The 18,238-nt window shown below is 67.4% G+C and carries 18 protein-coding genes; 9 read left to right on the top strand and 9 right to left on the bottom strand.

Annotation, left to right across the window (positions count from 1 at the left end):
- Window positions 1-96 precede the first annotated feature (96 nt).
- Window positions 97-450 (top strand): CD225/dispanin family protein, encoded by a 354-nt coding sequence (locus tag EGT50_RS14610; RefSeq protein WP_127955397.1) that lies wholly within the window; start codon window positions 97-99, stop codon window positions 448-450.
- A gap of 45 nt (window positions 451-495) precedes the next feature.
- Here the strand turns inward: EGT50_RS14610 and EGT50_RS14605 are convergent, their stop codons facing one another.
- Window positions 496-831 (bottom strand): DUF202 domain-containing protein, encoded by a 336-nt coding sequence (locus EGT50_RS14605; protein WP_127955396.1) that lies wholly within the window; start codon window positions 829-831, stop codon window positions 496-498.
- Window positions 828-1,190 (bottom strand): YidH family protein, encoded by a 363-nt coding sequence (locus EGT50_RS14600; RefSeq protein WP_127955395.1) that lies wholly within the window; start codon window positions 1,188-1,190, stop codon window positions 828-830. The genes EGT50_RS14605 and EGT50_RS14600 overlap by 4 nt, the downstream gene beginning before the upstream one ends.
- Window positions 1,191-1,379: 189 nt before the next feature.
- Between EGT50_RS14600 and EGT50_RS14595 the strand changes: the two genes are divergently transcribed.
- Window positions 1,380-2,210, top strand: coding sequence for an oxidoreductase (locus EGT50_RS14595; RefSeq protein ID WP_127955394.1), 831 nt, complete (start codon window positions 1,380-1,382; stop codon window positions 2,208-2,210).
- A 9-nt stretch (window positions 2,211-2,219) separates the two neighbouring features.
- On the opposite strand, the gene EGT50_RS14590 is transcribed toward EGT50_RS14595, so the two are convergent.
- The 6 genes from EGT50_RS14590 to EGT50_RS14565 all read right to left on the bottom strand — a co-directional run bounded on the left by EGT50_RS14590 (window position 2,220) and on the right by EGT50_RS14565 (window position 9,304).
- Entirely contained in the window at window positions 2,220-3,389 is a 1,170-nt protein-coding gene (locus tag EGT50_RS14590; RefSeq protein ID WP_127955393.1) for a lipid-transfer protein, read from the bottom strand.
- Window positions 3,386-3,808 carry a MaoC family dehydratase gene (locus tag EGT50_RS14585; protein WP_127955392.1) on the bottom strand — a complete coding sequence of 141 codons (423 nt, stop codon included), beginning with the start codon at window positions 3,806-3,808 and terminating at the stop codon, window positions 3,386-3,388. Before EGT50_RS14585 ends, EGT50_RS14590 begins: the two co-directional genes overlap by 4 nt.
- Window positions 3,809-4,795 carry a bifunctional MaoC family dehydratase N-terminal/OB-fold nucleic acid binding domain-containing protein gene (locus tag EGT50_RS14580; protein ID WP_127955391.1) on the bottom strand — a complete coding sequence of 329 codons (987 nt, stop codon included), beginning with the start codon at window positions 4,793-4,795 and terminating at the stop codon, window positions 3,809-3,811. It abuts the gene before it with no gap.
- Entirely contained in the window at window positions 4,792-5,940 is a 1,149-nt protein-coding gene (locus EGT50_RS14575; protein ID WP_127955390.1) for an acyl-CoA dehydrogenase family protein, read from the bottom strand. The genes EGT50_RS14580 and EGT50_RS14575 overlap by 4 nt, the downstream gene beginning before the upstream one ends.
- The gene (locus EGT50_RS14570; RefSeq protein WP_127955389.1) at window positions 5,925-6,998 is read right to left on the bottom strand and encodes an acyl-CoA dehydrogenase family protein; all 1,074 of its coding nucleotides are present in this window, start codon (window positions 6,996-6,998) and stop codon (window positions 5,925-5,927) included. The genes EGT50_RS14575 and EGT50_RS14570 overlap by 16 nt, the downstream gene beginning before the upstream one ends.
- Window positions 6,999-7,123: 125 nt before the next feature.
- Window positions 7,124-9,304, bottom strand: a complete 2,181-nt coding sequence (locus EGT50_RS14565) for an acyl-CoA dehydrogenase (RefSeq protein ID WP_127955388.1) — start codon at window positions 9,302-9,304, stop codon at window positions 7,124-7,126.
- 92 nt (window positions 9,305-9,396) lie between these two features.
- Here EGT50_RS14565 and kstR point away from each other — a divergent pair, with 92 nt between their 5' ends.
- Both kstR and otsB read left to right on the top strand, forming a co-directional pair.
- Window positions 9,397-10,035, top strand: a complete 639-nt coding sequence (kstR, locus tag EGT50_RS14560) for a cholesterol catabolism transcriptional regulator KstR (RefSeq protein WP_127945933.1) — start codon at window positions 9,397-9,399, stop codon at window positions 10,033-10,035.
- Window positions 10,036-10,105: 70 nt separating this feature from the next.
- On the top strand, window positions 10,106-12,673 hold the full coding sequence (gene otsB, locus EGT50_RS14555; RefSeq protein ID WP_127955387.1) for a trehalose-phosphatase: 2,568 nt from the start codon (window positions 10,106-10,108) through the stop codon (window positions 12,671-12,673).
- A 9-nt stretch (window positions 12,674-12,682) separates the two neighbouring features.
- Here otsB and EGT50_RS14550 read toward each other — a convergent pair whose 3' ends face one another.
- Window positions 12,683-13,804 (bottom strand): LacI family DNA-binding transcriptional regulator, encoded by a 1,122-nt coding sequence (locus tag EGT50_RS14550; RefSeq protein ID WP_127955386.1) that lies wholly within the window; start codon window positions 13,802-13,804, stop codon window positions 12,683-12,685.
- Between the two features lie 163 nt (window positions 13,805-13,967).
- Between EGT50_RS14550 and EGT50_RS14545 the strand changes: the two genes are divergently transcribed.
- From EGT50_RS14545 to EGT50_RS14525, 5 genes are read left to right on the top strand one after another with little or no spacing between them, the layout of a single operon-like run.
- Window positions 13,968-15,014 carry a metal ABC transporter solute-binding protein, Zn/Mn family gene (locus EGT50_RS14545; RefSeq protein WP_127955385.1) on the top strand — a complete coding sequence of 349 codons (1,047 nt, stop codon included), beginning with the start codon at window positions 13,968-13,970 and terminating at the stop codon, window positions 15,012-15,014.
- Between the two features lie 5 nt (window positions 15,015-15,019).
- Window positions 15,020-15,892, top strand: a complete 873-nt coding sequence (locus EGT50_RS14540; protein ID WP_127955384.1) for a metal ABC transporter ATP-binding protein — start codon at window positions 15,020-15,022, stop codon at window positions 15,890-15,892.
- Window positions 15,889-16,803 (top strand): metal ABC transporter permease, encoded by a 915-nt coding sequence (locus EGT50_RS14535; protein WP_127955383.1) that lies wholly within the window; start codon window positions 15,889-15,891, stop codon window positions 16,801-16,803. The genes EGT50_RS14540 and EGT50_RS14535 overlap by 4 nt, the downstream gene beginning before the upstream one ends.
- Before the next feature lie 32 nt (window positions 16,804-16,835).
- On the top strand, window positions 16,836-17,594 hold the full coding sequence (locus tag EGT50_RS14530) for a LamB/YcsF family protein (protein WP_127955382.1): 759 nt from the start codon (window positions 16,836-16,838) through the stop codon (window positions 17,592-17,594).
- Window positions 17,594-18,199 carry a 5-oxoprolinase subunit B family protein gene (locus EGT50_RS14525; RefSeq protein ID WP_127955381.1) on the top strand — a complete coding sequence of 202 codons (606 nt, stop codon included), beginning with the start codon at window positions 17,594-17,596 and terminating at the stop codon, window positions 18,197-18,199. The genes EGT50_RS14530 and EGT50_RS14525 overlap by 1 nt, the downstream gene beginning before the upstream one ends.
- Window positions 18,200-18,238 lie beyond the last annotated feature (39 nt).

Genomic DNA, 18,238 nt, shown 5'->3' with positions numbered 1-18,238 from the left:
GCAGGTGTCACCGGCGTCGTTTCATGCCCGCTCCCTCTAGCCGTCGGTGTAACGTCGAGGGTGACTGGTGGCAGATGCGAATGAGGTGTTGCTGTCATGACCTCGACAAATCCAGAACCTGCACCTCCCCCGCCCCCTCCCGGCCCTGCAGAACCCGGGCAACCTCCACCCCCACCGCCGACCAATGCCGGCTGGGCAGTGGCCGCCCTGGTTGCCTTCTGGCCTCTCGCATTCTCTGCATTCAGCAATGCGTTCGAGGTCTATCCACGTTGGACCAGGGGCGACCACGCCGGTGCCCAAGCCGCCTCCGAGCGAGTCCGTAGGCTCGGCCAGCTGTCACTGTGGATTCTCGGCGGCATCCTGGTACTTCTCGCGATCGCTTACATCGTGCTCGCGGCGGTGTGGATCTCTCACGAAGGCCGCTTCGACCCCTGGTACGACCGCTGGTAAACCCTGGGCACACGATGGCAGATCCCGTCGTCGGCGATGCGATTGTCACCGCCCGACGACGAGAATGATGATGGCCGACGCGCCCGCGAGTCCCGCCACCGTGACGGTCAGGACCAACAGTTGAAGGAACGGATATACGGTGCGACCTGCCTCGAAACGTTCAGCGACCCGTTCGTTTCGACTACGTGCGGTCACCACCACCGCGGATGCCACCACGATCGTCCATGTCCCGATCACCTGCACCATCACCGACGATCCTGGAACGTACCGTAGGCAAAGGAAGGCGACCGCGGCCAGACCCACGGCCGTACGCACCCATGCGAGTGTCGTCCGCTCGGGTTGCAGCCCGGGATCCCGGTGCCCCGCCTGCTCCCCGCTCAACGCATCACCACCACGAGCAATGTGATGCCGGCGGCGGCGATTATGAACACCACCAGTGCTGCGATGGCGGGCACTGGCAAACTGCCGCCCTTCCGCATCGCCGCCTCCACACCCATCCAGCGCACGAACGCGGAGACGACCAACAGGACCGCACCGACGAGCAACCCCACCACAAGGGCGGTTTGGATGCCCGGTGACGCCACCTCCCCCCCGAACGCCTCCAGACCGACCGCGCCTGCGATCAGCCCGAGGCCGGTTCGAATCCAGGCGAGGAAGGTCCGCTCGTTCGCGAGGGAGAATCGTGGGTCCGGATCCTCCCCGACACGGAACGCCTTCGGTCGCCACCCGCGCAGTGCCACCGTGACGTCCCTCCTCGCTCCAGGACCAACTCACCGGATGTTGCGGCACATGCCGCGGCCCGTCAGCGAAACACCTTACGCAGGCCGAAGGGTCTCGGCGGGCACTTCGGAAGCCCGACGCTGCACTTCCGCGAGTCAAGTCCAGTTTGCTGCAACTTCAGCGGTCGTCGACGAAAGGAAGTAATCGACATGTCCACCTGGCTCATCACGGGCTGCTCGAGCGGCCTCGGTCGCGCGCTCGCCCGCGAGGTGCTCGCGCGCGGCCACGACGCGGTCGTCACCGCCCGCAACACCGCCGCCTTGCAAGAGTTCGTCGACTCGTACCCGGACACTGCGCTCGTGGTCGGTCTGGACGTGACGGACCCCGCGCAGGTGACGGCGGCGACTGAGCGCGCCGAGGCCCGGTTCGGCGGTGTCGAGGTCCTTGTGAACAATGCCGGGTACGGCTACCGCGCCGCAGTGGAAGAGGGCGATGAGGACGACGTCCAGCGGTTGTTCGACACCAACTTCTTCGGGGCGGTCTCGATGATCAAGGCTGTGCTGCCGGGCATGCGGGCGCGGCGTACGGGCGCGATAGTGAACATCTCCTCGATCGGCGCCCGGAGCACGGCGGTCGGATCCGGCTACTACGCGGCGACCAAGGCGGCGCTCGAGGGACTCTCCGGATCGCTCCAGAAGGAAGTCCGACCGCTCGGCATCAGTGTGACGATCGTCGAACCCGGTGGGTTCCGCACCGAGTTCGCGGGCCGCTCGCTGGCCCAGTCCGCCGAGGCGCTCGTCGACTACGCCGAGACGGCAGGAAAGCGACGCAAGGAGAACGCCACCGGGTACGGCAAGGAGCCGGGAGACCCCGCGAAGGCCGCGCGGGCGATCGTCACAGCCGTCGAAGCTCCGGATTCACCGTTCCTGCTCCTGCTCGGCGAGGACGCCTACGACAGGTTTCAGAGCGTCTACCAGGCTCGCGGCTCCGATGTGGAGCAATGGCGGGAACTAACGCTGGGCACGAGCTACGCCGAGTGACCGAAACAACTACGCGGACAACACGAGTCCCGAGGTGGGCACACCCGTGCCGGCGGTCACGAGGACGTTCTCGACGTCGGGCACCTGATTGACCGAGGTGCCCCGGATCTGCCGCACCCCCTCGGCGATGCCGTTCATCCCGTGGATGTACGCCTCACCGAGTTGGCCGCCGTGCGTGTTGATCGGCAACCGCCCACCGAGCTCGATCGCACCGTCGGCGATGAAATCGCGAGCCTCGCCGCGACCGCAGAAGCCGAGTTCCTCGAGCTGCATCAGTACGTACGGGGTGAAGTGGTCGTAGAGCACCGCCATCTGCATCTCGGAAGGACGCAGCCCCGACTGCTCCCACAACTGGTCCCCGACCAGCCCCATCTCGGGCAGTCCTGTCAGGCCGTCGCGGTAGTAGCTGGTCATGATGTACTGGTCGGCTCCGCTGCCCTGCGCTGCCGCCGCGACAATCGCCGGCTTGTTCGGCAGATCGCGGGCCCGCTCCGGCGAGGTGACGACGATCGCGATGCCACCGTCGGACTCCTGGCAGCAGTCCAGCAGGTGCAGCGGTTCGGCGATGAACCGTGAGTTCTGATGGTCCTCGAGCGTGATCGGCTTGCCGTAGAAGAATGCCTTGGGATTGGTAGCGGCGTGCTTGCGGTCTGCGACCGCGACACGGCCGAAATCCTCACTGGTGGCGCCGTAGACGTGCATGTACCGCTGGGCGACCATCGCGACGAACGACGCCGGGGTCCCCAGCCCGTGCGGGTACGAGAACGCGTTGTCCGTACCCGAGGAGTTGACCTGCTGCACCAGCCCGGCGTTGACCTGACCGAAGCGGGCGCCCGACCGCTCGTTGAAGGCTCGGTACGCCACCACGACGTCCGCGACCCCGGTCGCGACCGCCATCGCTGCCTGCTGGATGGTGGCGCACGCCGCGCCGCCGCCGTAGTGGATCCGGCTGAAGAACTTCAGACTCGGAATCCCAACCGAACGAGCAACGGCCGCTTCGGTGTTGGTGTCCATCGTGAACGACGTCAGACCGTCGACGTCGGACGGCTTCAGTCCCGCGTCGTCGAGCGCCGCCTTGACCGCCTCGGCTGCCAGGCGCAGTTCGCTGCGTCCTGAGTCCTTGGAGAAGTCGGTGGCACCGATGCCGACGATCGCGGCCTTCCCGGACAGCCCGCTCATGCTCGTCCTCCATCCGAGTCGTCGTTCATCACCAAAGTGGCCGTGGACGTGATGTGGTCCCCGAGGCTGTCCTTGCCGACGATCTTGACCGTCACGACCCCGTCTTCCACCGCCACGACCTCACCGGACAGGTGCAGCGTGTCGTATGCGTACCACGGCACACCGAGGCGCAGCTTGATCGACGTGATCCGCGCCCGCGGACCGGCCCAGTCGGTGACGAATCGCTGCACCAACCCGGTGTCGGTGAGGATGTTGACGAAGATGTCCTTGGACCCTCGCTGCTGTGCTTTGTCCCGGTCGTGGTGCACGTCCTGGAAGTCTCTGGTGGCCAACGCCGTCGAGACGATGAACGTTGGATCCCCGTGGATGGACAGGCCCGGGAGCTTGTCGCCGACGGAGATCTCGAGTGCGCTGGTCATCTACGACTCCTTCACCGGACGCCACGCGTACAGCGTCCAGGGCTCGTTCCCGGTTTCGTCATCGCCCGGGAAGTCCAGGTAGCACGCCTCCACCGGCATGTCGACCGCGACCTCGGACGGGTCGACGTCGCGCAGCTCGCCGAGCATGCGAACGCCCTCCTCGAGTTCGACGAGCGCCACCACGAACGGCAGCGAGCGGCCCGGAACCTTGGGGGCGTGATGGACGACGAAGCTGAAGACGGTGCCGCGACCGGAGGCGACCACGTAGTCGGTGGTCTCGGTCTTGTCCTTCCACACCGCCGGTACCGGGGGGTGTTGCAGCGATCCGTCCGGTCGTTGCTGGATCCGCAACTCGTGCGCGGCAACGCCGTCCCAGAAGAACTGGGTGTCGCGCGACGGCATCGGTCGGAGCATCCGTGATGGATCGAGATCATCAGGGACCGAAGCAGTCTCGGTCGACAACGTACTCGGTGGAGCGAATTTGAGGATCCGGAAGAGCATCTCGGCGACGACCTCGTCGCCCACCTTCCAGAAGTGGCGTGTGGTGAAGAACCAGCCCTCGCCGAGCCCGGTCTTCTTCGGGCCGACCACGTCCTCGAGCGTCGACTCGATGGTCACCTCCTCGCCTGGACGAAGGTAGCGGTGGTAGGTCTGGTCACAGTTGGTCGCGACCACCGACGTGTACCCGGCATCGTCGAGGATCTGTGTCATCCGACCGAGCGGATCGTCCTCCTCACGGATTGCGCCGAGGCCGCGCATGGTCCACACCTGCGCCATCGCGGGCGGTGCCACGAGACCGCCGTGGCCCGCCGCAATCGCCGCGTCTTCGTCCACGTAGATCGGGTTCTCGTCGCCGATCGCCTCGAGCCAGTTGCGGATCATCGGCATGTTGATCGGATCGCGGCCGGCACGCGCCTTGCTCGGCCCACCCGCCCTGACCTGCTCGGCGCCGGAGAGGATCTGTGCTGTCGTGTCGTTGTCTGTCATCGCGGCACCTTCGGCAGTCCGAGTCCGGCCATGGCGATGAGCTCACGCATGACCTCGTTGACGCCACCACCGAAGGTGATGACCACGTTTCGCTTCACGTGGACGTCGAGCCAGCGCATGAGTGCTGCAGTCTCGGGATCACCTGGGTCGCCGTGAGCGCCGACGATCTCGTCCGCGATCCGGCCCACGCGCTGAATACGTTCGGTCGCAAAGACCTTGGTGGCCGACGCATCGGCGATGTCGACGTCGCCGGTCGCCGCGGCGACCTGCCAGTTCAGCAGTTCGTTGAGGCGGTAGGTGGCATGGATCTCGCCCAGTCCACGGCGGACGTCGGGCAGGTCCAACAGATTCCGCTTGGCCGCCCAGTGGTACACCTTCTCGTACACGCCAGCCACCCGACCGGCGGGTCCGAGCATGACGCGTTCATGATTGAGCTGCGTCGTGATGAGCTTCCAGCCCCTGTTCTCCTCGCCGACGAGCATGCTCGCCGGGACACGGACGTCGGAGTAGTAGGTGGCGTTGACGTGATGTGCGCCGTCGGAGGTAATGATCGGCGTCCATGAGAAACCGGGATCTTTCGTATCGACGATCAGGATCGAGATGCCGCGGTGCCGGGACTCGGCGTCGCCGGTGCGAACCGCGAGCCAGATGTAGTCGGCGTCGTGGCCACCGGTGGTGAAGATCTTCTGGCCGTTGATGACGTACTCGTCGCCGTCGCGGACCGCCGTGGTTCGTAGCGCGGCGAGGTCGGTACCCGCATCGGGCTCGGAGTAGCCGATCGCGAAGTGCACCTCGCCGGCGAGGATCGCGGGCAGGAACTTGCGCTTCTGTTCCTCGGTCCCGTACACCTGCAGCGTCGGGCCAACGGTCTGCAGCGTGACGGACGGCAGCGGAATGTCCGCTCGCACGGCCTCGTTGACGAATATCTGTTGCTCGATCTCGCCGAAGCCGCGGCCACCGAACTCGACGGGCCAACCGACACCGAGCCAGCCGTCCTTACCCATACGGCGAATGATCTCGCGGTAGGTGGGGCCGTGCCGTTCGGTCATCATGATTTCGGCTTCGGCCGGAGAGATCAGTTCGGAGAAGTAGCGGCGCAGTTCCGCCTGCAGCTCACGCTGCTCGGGTGTCAGATCGATGAACACCGGGCCCCCACGAGGTCGAGTCGGTACGAGGCGCCGCCGACGAGGCGCGCCAAGTCTTTGGCGATGGAGAAGTAGCGATGCATCGGGTACGTGACGTCGACGCCGATACCGCCGTGCAGGTGATGCAGCGTCCGCATCGCGCCCGGGACCTCGGTCGCGATCCAGTAAGCCATCACATCGAGATCGTCTGCGGCATCGAGCTCTTCGGACACCCGCCACACGGAGGCGAGCGCGGACACGTGCAGCGTCCGGGACGTAACGTAGACGTCCGCAATCTGTTGGGCGACGGCCTGGAAGGTCGCGAGCGGCTTGCCGAACTGCTCCCGGGTGGACAGGTGCTCGGCGGCCAGTGCAGTGGCACCGGCGAGGAGTCCGTCGGCGTAGGCACCGATGCTCGCGAGAGCAAACCGGTAAAGAGCCGCGACGCCGTCGAGTCCCTCGCCGAGGACGTCCGCTGATGGAACCCGGACCGCGTCCAGCCGGACCGAGAACTCCGGCCCACCGCCCGAACTAGGGCTCTTGGTGAGCGTGACCCCCGGCGCGTCCGGGGCCACCGGCACCACTCCGCCGTCGGTTGGCACCAGGATGCGGTGAGCGATGTCCGCGAACGGCACCGCGATCTTGTGCCCGGTCACGACGACGTCGTCTCCATCCGCCACAGCGGTCGTCGACGGCGTCGCGGGGAACGCAGCACCCTGCTCCGCCAGTGCAGCGGTGAGCACCCGCCCGGTCGCCACGCCGTCGAGCAGCGCGTCCTGCTGCTCGGCAGTACCAAGCGCGAGCACCGGGAGGACGCCGAAGCCGAGCGTCGCGAGCGCCGGGACGGGCGCGGCACCGCGCCCGATCTCGGTGAGCGTCGTCGCGATCTCGAGCACACCCAAGCCGTCACCGCCGAGCCGCTCCGGCACGGCGAGCGAGAGCAGGTCGGCTTTCGCCAGCGCCTGCCACAACTCGTCACTGAAGCCGCCGGTGTCGGCAGGATCGGTGTGCTCGCGAGCCAGCAGACCCACGACGATCTCCGCCACCGTTTCTTGTGTCTGATCCAGAGAGAAATCCACGCTGCCAATCCCGCCTACGATTTAGAACGTGTTCCTGTTGTATCACCTGCAGGATATCGAAGAAAGGTCCGGTCGCACGAGAACACGTTCCACCAATTTCTCCTGCGACCGGACCCCGCCGCAGGTCAGTCGCGTGGCAACCCCAGCAGACGCTCGGCGGCGACCGTCAGCAGGATCTGGGTGGTGCCCCCCGCGATGGACAGGCACCGCGAGTTGAGGAACTCCCGCGTGAGCGGACCCTCGACCCAGCCGGCCTCACCCGCGAGCTCGACGGCGAACTCCGCCACGTCCTGACGATTGCGTACTCCGACGAGCTTGCGCACACTCGACGCCGGCCCGGGATCCTGGCCGTCGAGTTGGCGCAGTGTCGTGCGGAGCTCGAGCAGTGATCCGACCAGCGCCTCGGCGATCAGTGCGCCCAGGCGGTCGGCGGTCACCGGATCGGGATCACCCGCGAGTTCGAGTAGTTCCTCGACCGCCTTGCCGAGCGACGACCCCCCGCCCATCGCGACCCGCTCGTTCGCCAGGGTCGTGCGGGCCAGCTTCCACCCGCCGTTCACCTGCCCGACGACGCACTCATCGGGGACGAAGACGTCGTCGAGGAAGACCTCGTTGAACAGTGCCTCGCCGGTGATCTCCTGCAGCGGCGAGATTCGGATCCCGGCGGTACGCATGTCGAGCAGGAAGTACGTGATGCCCTTGTGCTTGGGCGCATCCTTGTCGGTGCGCGCCAGGCAGATCGCCCAGTCCGCCTCGCGGGCGAGCGACGTCCAGACCTTCTGCCCGTTGAGCTTATAGCCGCCGTCGACCTTCTCCGCGGTCGTGCGCAACGACGCCAGGTCCGATCCGGCACCGGGTTCGCTGAACAACTGGCACCAGGTGATCTCGCCGCGCAGCGTCGGCAGCGCGAAACGTTCGATCTGCTCCGGACTTCCGTGTTCGAGGATCGTCGGAACCGCCCACCAGCCGATGATGAGGTCGGGGCGGTCGATGCCGGCGGCGGCCATCTCCTCGGCGATCAGGATCTGCTCGGCGGCGCTAGCGCCGCGACCGTACGGACGCGGCCAGTGCGGTGCCGCGTACCCCGACTCGGCGAGCGCGACGCGGCGTTCCGAGTCCGGCACATCCGCGAGGGCGGCGACGTCGGCGCGGATCGCCGCGCGCTCCGACTCGAGTTCGGACAGATCGATCGTGAGATGGCGGCGGGCACCGGCCCGGGTCAGTTCCGTCACCCGGGCACGCCAGCGGTTGCTGCCACCTAGGAACTGCTTGAGCGAGACCGCGCGGCGCAGGTAGTAGTGCGCGTCGTGCTCCCAGGTGAAGCCGATGCCGCCGAGGATCTGAATGCAGTCCTTCGCATTCTGGACCGCCGCATCGAGCGCGATGGATGCGGCCACGGCCGCGGCGATCGGCAGTTCCGACACAGCGGACCGACCCGTGTCCGGGTCCGGCAGGGCTTCCTCGGCCGCGACCGCGGCATCCCAGGCCACCGCGCGCGTCTGCTCGGTACGACACAGCATTTCGGCACACAGGTGCTTTATCGCCTGGAACGAGCCGATCGGCTTGCCGAACTGCTCGCGGATCTTGGCGTACTCGACCGCGGTGTTCAGGGTCCAACCGGCCACGCCGGCCGCCTCCGCGGCCGCGAGCGCCGCCGCGAGGTCGAGCACGAGTTCCGGCGCCACGCCCGAGACGATCCGGTCCGGCGCCACTACAACTTTCTCACAACGGATTCGGGCCGTGCCGCGACTCTTGTCCAGGATGTCGAGCTCCTCGACCACCAGACCTGGTGCAGCACCGTCGACCAGGCACCACACGAGGTCGTCTCCGGCGCGTACCGGCACGAGGACCGCGATGTCCGGTCCGCCACCGAGAGCGTTGCCCGCATGGCCACTGAGGACCAATCCTCCGTCGGCTTCGGCGGTGGAGGACAGGTCACCCCCATCGACCACGATCGAGACCGGGAGATCGCCTTCTGCGATCTCCCCGGCCCATTGCTTGGCGGCGGCATCGGCGCTGCGTCCGAGGACCAGTCCGGCGAGAGCGGTGGGCAATAGTGGGCCACCCACGAGTTCGGCCGCCGTCTGTTCCAACATCGCGGCCAAGTCGACAATCTCGCCGCCGACGCCGCCGACGGACTCGGGAACACCCACCGCGAACAGCCCGAGTTCGGCGACGGCGGGCCACGACTGACGCCAGAAATCCCCAGGTCCCTCGCGTAGGATGGCGGTCGGGTTCGCGGAGCGGGCCCACGCCTGAATCGACCTCTGGACAGCCTTCTGTTCGTCGGTCGTGGCGATTGTCACTACGGCTACACCTCTCTTGATGACAACTTCATCTAGAACGTGTTCTAATATGATCGGCAGTCAGGAGTCAAGGTGCGAAGGAACTACTGTCGATGACCACCTCATCACGATCCCAGGCCGCCGGGGGGCCGGTCTCGACCCTCAGCGACGACGACCTCAGTTCGAACGCTCAGCGTGAGCGACGCAAGAGGATCCTCGACGCCACCCTCGCGCTGGCCTCCAAGGGCGGCTATGAGGCAGTGCAGATGAGGGCGGTCGCCGAGCGCGCGGATGTCGCCGTGGGCACGCTGTACCGCTACTTCCCGTCGAAGGTGCACTTGCTCGTCTCCGCGCTCGCCCGCGAGTTTGCACGGATCGAGTCGAAAGGCAAGATCCCGCCGGGCCGCAGCCCGCTCGAGCGGATGCAGCTCATCCTCGGCCAGATCACCAAGGCCATGCAGCGCGATCCCCTGCTCGCCGAGGCCATGACCCGCGCATTCATGTTTGCCGACGCGTCGGCGGCCGCCGAGGTCGATCAGGTCGGCAAGCTGATGGACACCTTGTTCGCCCGTGCGATCACCGACGGGGTGCCCACCGAGGAAGAGCTCGCGATCGCGCGCGTCATCAGCGACGTGTGGCTGTCGAACCTTGTGGCGTGGCTCACCCGCCGATCCTCGGCCACCGATGTCGCGAAGCGTCTGGAACTGACGGTCGAGCTGCTCCTCGGCAACGGATCGAAAGCACACGTATAGGTGGTGTCCGCCGCACCAGCGGGGGGAGGACTGTGCGCCAGCGTGCCTCCGATCGCTTAGGTTTGTTTCTGTGAGCGCTCTGGATCTGCCGATCGAACTCCGCCGGGCCCTGTCCACCGTGGCCCGGACTCCTCGCCTGCTGGTGGCGTCCGACTACGACGGCACGATGGCGCCGTTCGTCTCCGATCCGGAGAAGGCGTATCCCCATGCCGAATCGGTGCGGGCACTGCGCGCTCTGGCCGGGCTCGCCGGCACCACCGCCGCAGTCATCTCCGGGCGCGCACTCAAGGACCTCGCAACGCTGTCGCGGCTGCCGGTCGAAGTCCAGCTGGTCGGCAGCCACGGATCGGAGTTCGACATCGGATTCGTGCACGCGATCGACGCGAACGCCCGCAAGCTGCTGGGCGAGGTGACATCGGAGTTGTCCCGGATCGCGGACCTGCACCCCGGGGTGTCCGTAGAGACAAAGCCCGCCAGCGCGGCGCTGCACGTACGCAACGCCACTCCGGAGGTGGGGGCGAAGGCCCTCGCCGCGGTCCACGCCGAAGCCGCGCTGTGGACCGGAGTGCAGGTGACCGAAGGCAAGTTTGTCATCGAGCTCGCTGTCATCCCAACGGACAAGGGCAACGCACTCGACATCCTCCGCCATCAGGAGGCCGCGACCGCCACGGTCTTCTTCGGCGACGACGTCACCGACGAGAAGGCCTTCAGACGCCTGCAGGGCCCGGACATCGGCATCAAGGTCGGTGAGGGTGACACTTCGGCCGAGTACCGCGTCGACTCGTCCGAGGACGTCGCGGCCGCGCTGGCGCTCCTGCTCGAGGAGCGGCGCACGTGGCTCTCCGGCGCGGACGCACCACCGATCGAGCGGCTGACGATGCTTGCCAGCCCCCGCTCGGTCGCCCTCATCACCCCCGATGCGAACGTGACTTGGATGTGCCACCCCGAGCCGGACTCGGCCGCGGTGTTCGCGCACCTGCTCGGCGGTACCGAGGCCGGACACTTCAGCGTCGGTCCGCAGCGGGAGGCACTGCCGCTGAGCCAGCAGTACATCGACAGCACCATGACGGTGCAGACCCGGTGGGCCAGTCTCGCGGTCACCGACTACCTGCCGCACGACGTCGACGCCGGCCGTACCGACCTGACCCGCGTCATCACCGGTCGGGCGAAGGCGGTCGTGAGCTTTGCTCCTCGTCCCGAGTTCGGCCAGGTGCCCGTACAGTTCGAGCCTGACACCGACGGCCTGCGGGTCTTCGGCACCAACGAACCCATGGTGCTGCGCTCTCCCGGCGTGCGTTGGAACATCACCACCGACGGCACGCAGCAAACGGCATACGCCGTCGTCGACCCCTCACAGGGCCCGATCGTGCTCGAATTACGTTTCGGAACAGACGATCTCAGTCCATCGAACACACCCGAGCCAGAGCGGCGCGAGATCGCCGAGTCGTACTGGCGGGACTGGGCGAAGACTCTCGAGCTACCCCCGCTGAAACGGGATCTGATGAAGCGGTCGGCGCTGACGCTGCGCGGACTGGTCCACGCCCCGAGCGGATCGATAATCGCGGCGGCGACCACCTCGTTGCCGGAGGAGATCGGTGGCGTGCGCAACTGGGATTACCGCTACTGCTGGCTGCGTGACGCCGCGCTGACGGCGTCGGCGCTTGTGAGCCTGGGTTCGCTCGAGGAGGCCGAGGGCTACCTCGAATGGGTACACGGCGTGCTCGAGACGCTCTCCGGCCCAGAGCGCCTGCACCCGCTGTACACGCTGTACGGCAGCGGACTGCCACCGGAGGCGGTGATCGACTCGCTTCCCGGATATGCGGGATCGCGGCCGGTGCGCGTCGGCAACGCCGCCAACCAGCAGGTCCAACTCGACGTGTTCGGACCCATCGTCGATCTGATCTCGAGCCTCTCCCACGCGCGCGAGAAGAAGGGCATCACTGGTTCCGGGGCGCTCACCGACCGAGACTGGGAACTGGTGTGCGCCATGGTCTCCGCGGTGGAACGACGCTGGACTGAGCCCGACCACGGCATCTGGGAGATCCGCGACAACCCGCGCCACCACGTGTATTCGAAGGTGATGGGCTGGCTCACCGTCGACCGGGCGCTGACCTTGGCCGAGAACTTCGGCCGCAAGGCCGGCGCTGGGTGGGCTGCGTTGCGCGACGAGATCGCCGAGGAGGTGACCGAGAAGGGCTGGAACGCCGACGTCGAGTCCTACACGGCGGCCTACGACGGCACCGACCTCGACGCAGCGACGCTGCACATCGGACTGTCCGGGCTGATCGACCCCGCCGATGAGCGGTTCGCGGCGACCGTCGTCGCGACCGAGGCCGAACTGCGCAGCGGATCGACCGTGTACCGGTACCACCACGACGACGGACTGCCGGGCTCCGAGGGCGGATTCCACCTCTGCGCCGCGTGGTTGGTCGAGGCGTACCTCCTGATCGGGCAACGCTCCGATGCCGAGGCGCTGTTCAAGCAGTTGGTGAATGCGGCAGGTCCGACGGGCCTACTCGCCGAGGAGTACGACCCAGTCACCGAGCGCTCACTAGGAAATCACCCCCAGGCGTACAGCCATCTCGGCCTGCTGCGCTGTGCACAGTTGCTCAGTTCCGACAGGTTCGCCGAGACCTGACGTCCGCCCTTACGCCGTCTCGGCGATGACCGACTCGACGGCGTGTCCGGGTGGGGACGCGGTGGTCCGACCGCCCACCAGTTGCGTCTCTAGTGTCTCGACGGTAGCGACGCCGGAGTCGGAGTCTGAGAGCAATAGGATGCCGGCACGTCGACCTTTGTCCTCCTGCGGTTGACGCACCGTGGTCAGGCCCTCGCGTAGGGCCTGTTCGATGCCGTCGAAACCGGTGATCGACAGCTGGCCTGGGACGTCGACGCCCTCGCGTCGTGCCCAGTCCAAGGCACCGAGTGCGAGGACGTCAGTGGTGCACACGAGGGCGGTGATACGCGGGTTGGCCGCGAGTGCCTCTGCGGCGCCGGACTGCCCGGCGCGGGCGGTGTGCTCGTACCGCTCGACGACGGTGAGCGACGTCGGGTCCAGGCCGGCATCCGCGAGTGCGTCCTGGACTCCGGCGATGCGCTCGCGCTGGACGTGGAAATTGGGGGCGTGCAGACGCTCCCGCTCGACGACGCCGTCGGAGCGTTCGCAACCGAGACGCATGCACAGGACACCGATCTCCTGGTGTCCCAAATCGATCAGGTGGTCGACAACCTTCCTCATCGCGGCCCGGTCGTCGATGCCGACCAGCGAGGCCCCTGGCACCCCCCGTGGCTGGTCACAGATGACGGTCGGCAGGCGCCGCTCCCGCACTGCCGCGAGGTAGGGGTCATCGTCGGCGACGGAGTACACGACGAAGCCGTCGACTCCGGCCTGCTGGACCACCGCAGCGGCCTCGGCGTCGTCGGTGCCGGGCCCGGCTGGTATGAGCAGCAGGCCCTGCCCGGCAGCCTCGCACGATTCGGCGAGGCCCGCGAGGAAGCTCATCGCGGCCGGATCCCGGAACGAGTAGCTCAGCGCCTCGGTGAGTAGCAAGCCGACCGCCCCGGCACGTCGGGTGCGAAGTGAGCGGGCCACCGGATCGGGTCCGGGATAGCCGCGCAGCTTGGCCGCGAGCAGCACCCGTTCGCGCAACTCGGCCGACAACTGGTCGGGTCGGTTGTACGCATTGGAGACGGTCGTCCGCGAGACCTTCAGCTCGGCGGCGAGCGACGCCAGCGTGGCTCGGGGGCGCGGCTGACGAGACCTTGGCATAACGGGACGGTAGCGGCTCGGCGACAACAGAGCTAACTCGGATGGCTGCCTGGTGAGAAGCGACCAAAATGACTCCGCTAAAGTGTAAACGAGAACCGTTACCAATAAGGAGCCGCGGCCGTTCCAAACCGGGCCGTTTCGAAATCGTGACCAGGAGAAAGTTGTGCGCATATCCCGCAAGTCCCTTGCTTTGCGTTCGGCCACAGTGGCCGCCGGAGCGACCCTCGCCGCGGCGTTCCTGACCGCCTGCGGTAGCTCTCCCGACGCCGACGGGCAGATCAGCGTCGTTGCATCTACCAATGTGTGGGGCAGCGTCGCGCAGGCCGTCGCCGGAGACCGGCTCGAGGTCACCTCGATCATCACCGAGCCGTCCGCCGACCCACACTCGTACGAGGCCAGTCCCTCCGACGCCGCCAAGATCGTCGACGCGTCGCTCGTCGTCCTCAACGGCGGTGGCTACGACCAGTTCGTCGAGGACATTCTCGGGTCTACCCAGGACAAGCCGATCGTCGACGCGTTCGAACTGTACGAGGAGGGCACCAGCGAGCACGCGAGCGACTCCGACACAGACGAGCACGCGGGCGAGTCCGCGGAAGAACACGCCGCCCACTCCGACGAAGAAGCCGCCGACGCACACGCGGGCGAGTCCGAGGAAGAGCACGCCGGCCACGCGCATGGAGCAGAGAACGAGCACGTCTGGTACGACATGCCGACCGTCGACGCCACCGCGAGCGCGATAGCCGAGCAACTCGGCAAGCTCGACCCCGAAGGCGCTGCGACGTACACCGACAACGCGGAGGCGTTCCGCGCGCAACTGCGACAGGTCTCGGAGACGACGGCTGAGATCGCTTCCGCGTACGGCGGCGAACCCGTGGCACAAACGGAACCGATCGCGCACTACCTGATCGAGGCCGCGTCACTGGACAACATCACTCCCCCGGAGTTCAGCAACGCTGTCGAGGAGGGCACCGACCCATCGCCGGCGGCGATCGCCGAGACCCGGGACCTGCTCTCCGACAAGAAGGTCCGCGTACTGATCTACAACACGCAGACCGAGGACAGGGTCTCCCAGAGTATCCGCGAGGTTGCTGAGGCCGCCGATATTCCCGTCGTCGAGGTCACCGAGACCCTGCCCGAGGGGATGGACTTCGTGCAATGGCAGACACAGACCGCGCAGTCACTCGCTGATGCACTGAATGCGGCATCCTGATTGTCATGACCACAACGAGCACCACGACAGCAACGGGTACCACGCCCGCCGTCGAACTGCGTGAGACGTGCCTGTCGTTCGGTGACCGTACCCTGTGGTCGAATCTGAACCTGGCCGTGCAGCAGGGCGAGTTCCTTGCCGTCCTCGGCCCGAACGGGTCGGGCAAGACCTCGCTGCTCAAGGTCTTGCTCGGCCAGCTCGCGCCGACGTCCGGCAGCGTGCGGATCGCCGGCACCCCGGCCCGTGCCGGCAACGCGAACGTCGGGTACGTGCCGCAGCAGAGGTCCCTAGACGAGGGCCTACCCCTGCGCGGACGCGACCTCGTCGGACTCGGCGTCGACGGACAGCGCTGGGGCATCGGGCTGCGCGACCGGGCCAAGCGGCGGGCGATCGTAGACTCCGCGATCGCCCAGGTCGGCGCGCAGGCGTACGCCGACAGCCCGATCGGGTCGATGTCCGGGGGCGAGCAGCAGCGGCTGCGGATTGCGCAGGCGCTCGTTGGCGACCCCAAGGTCCTGCTGTGCGACGAGCCGCTGCTCAGCCTGGACATCGCGAATCAGCACCGTGTCTCGGACTTGATCGACAGGCGGCGGCGCCAACACGGCACCGCCGTCCTGTTCGTCACCCACGAGATCAACCCGATCCTCCCGCTCGTCGACCGCGTGCTCTACCTCGTGGACGGTCAGTTCAGGATCGGCACCCCCGACGAGGTCATGACCGCCGAGGTGCTCTCCGAGCTGTACCGCACCGAGGTCGAGGTACTGCACGTACGCGGCCGACTCGTCGTCGTCGGTACCGGCGACGCCATCGACGCGCTCGGCAGCGGCGGCGGGCCCCGCCCCGGCGAGGGCGTCCACCACACCGAGGACCACGCATGAGCATCGAGTTCGGCAGCAACAAATTCACCGACGCGATGTCACGTCTGTTCGACGTCTCCGCGACGGCCCATCTGCTGCAGTACGACTTCGTCCAGCAAGCCCTGATCGCCGGCGCGATCCTCGGCCTGCTCGCAGGCATGATCGGCCCGCTGATCGTGAGTCGGCAGATGTCGTTCGCGGTGCACGGGACGTCGGAGCTGTCACTGACCGGTGCGTCCGCAGCACTGCTGATCGGCATCGGCGTCGGTATCGGCGCCATCGTCGGATCCGTCGTGGCGGCCGTCCTGTTCGGTCTGCTGGGAACCAAAGCACGGGAACGTGATTCGGTGATCGGTGTGATCATGGCGTTCGGTCTGGGACTGTCGGTGCTGTTCCTGTGGGCATACGAGGGCCGTACCGGCACCAGCTTCTCACTGCTCGTCGGGCAGATCGTCGCGCCCGGTATCTCCGGGCTCGCGCTGCTGCTGCTGTGTGCGGTCGTGGTGCTCGGAACGCTGTCGGTGGTCTACCGTCCGCTGCTGTTCGCCAGCACCGACCCAGACGTGGCCGCCGCGCGTGGGGTGCCGGTGCGGGGGCTGTCGATCGTGTTCGCCGTACTCGTCGGCATCACCGCCGCTCTGGGCGTACAGATCGTCGGCGCCCTCCTCGTGATGGCCCTGCTCATCACCCCGGCGGCCGCCGCCGCGCACGTCACCGCCAGCCCGCTGCGGGCGACGGTGCTCGCTGTCGCATTCGCCGAACTCGCCGCGGTCGGCGGCATCCTGCTCTCGTTGGCCCCGGGCGTGCCGGTGTCGACTTTCGTCACCGCCATCTCGTTCATGATCTACCTGGTGTGCCGCGGGATCGGGTCGGCCCGTCGCCGGACCTCGGGACGGGTCGCCGTTGTCGTGGAGGAGCGAATAGCGGCCTGAGTCCCACCCGGGGTCGGCCTAGGATCAACATCATGGCGGTGATCGATCTCAACAGTGACCTCGGCGAGAGCTTCGGCGCCTGGACCCTCGGCGACGATGCGGCGATGCTCGACCTCGTCACGAGCGCGAACGTCGCATGTGGCTTCCACGCCGGTGACCCCACCACGCTGTTCCGGACCTGCCGCGATGCGACCGAACGCCGGGTGCGGATCGGTGCACAGGTCGGCTACCGCGACCTCGCCGGATTCGGACGACGATTCATCGACATCTCGTCCGCGGATCTGGCCGCTGACGTCATCTATCAGATCGGCGCGCTCGATGCGTTGGCCCGTGCGGCCGGTTCCGCTGTCACGTATGTCAAGCCACACGGCGCGCTGTACAACGCGATCGTGCACCATCGCGATCAGGCGCGCGCCGTCGTCGATGCGGTGCGCGCGGTGAATCCGTCGCTGCCGGTTCTCGGCCTACCCGGATCGGCCTTCCTCGAGGAGGCCGAGGCGGCTGGACTCCGGGCCGTCCGGGAGGCGTTCGCCGATCGCGCCTACACCCCCGAGGGCCGTCTGGTCCCTCGCACCGAGCCGGGAGCGGTCCTGCACGAACCCGACGCAGTCGCGCAGCGGGTGCTGGAGTTGGTCACCAAGGGAACGACACAAGCGATCGACGGGTCACGGATCGAGGTTCCGGCGGAGACGATCTGCGTGCACGGTGACACGCCTGCTGCCGTCGAGATGGCGGCGGCGATCCGTAAGCTCCTCGACGACAAGAAGATCCAAGTGAAGCCGTTCGTGTGATGCGCATCCTCGACGCGGGAGACCGGGCGCTGCTGGTCGAGTTCGACGGGCTCGACGAGACGCTCGCGCACTACCGAGGACTCGTGGCCGAATGCCACCCCGCCGTCACCGATCTCGTGCCCGCGGCTCGCACCGTCCTCGTCCAGTTCCACGGAGCCCGACCCGACAGCATCGCGGCGTGGGTGCGAGCGACCGCGCCGATGAACGCCGAGGACCCGTCCCAGATCGACCACATCGAGATCCCTGTCCACTACGACGGGCCCGATCTCGAGGAGGTCGGCGCGCTCACCGGGCTCGGCGCTGACGGTGTCGTCGCCGCCCACACCGGCCGAACGTGGACCGTGGCGTTCGTCGGCTTCAGTCCGGGCTTCGGCTACCTCATCGGTGGCGACCCGCGCCTGCACGTCCCCCGCCGCGCCTCACCCCGTATGACGGTCCCCGTAGGTGCCGTCGGGCTCGCCGGCGAGTTCTCCGGGATCTATCCCCGCAGCTCACCGGGTGGTTGGCAACTGATCGGAACGACTACCGAACGAATGTGGGACGTCGACCGCGACCCGCCGGCGCTGTTGCGGCCAGGCGTGGCGGTCACATTCGTCGCCGTGTGAGGTTGGTCGTCCGGGCTTGCGTCCCAGCTCGATCGGCAA

Source organism: Rhodococcus xishaensis (assembly GCF_004011825.1).
GTDB classification, from domain to species: domain Bacteria; phylum Actinomycetota; class Actinomycetes; order Mycobacteriales; family Mycobacteriaceae; genus Prescottella; species Prescottella xishaensis.
The sequence above is the reverse complement of the archived record's forward strand: the minus strand, read 5'-3'. Positions and strand labels throughout refer to the sequence as shown.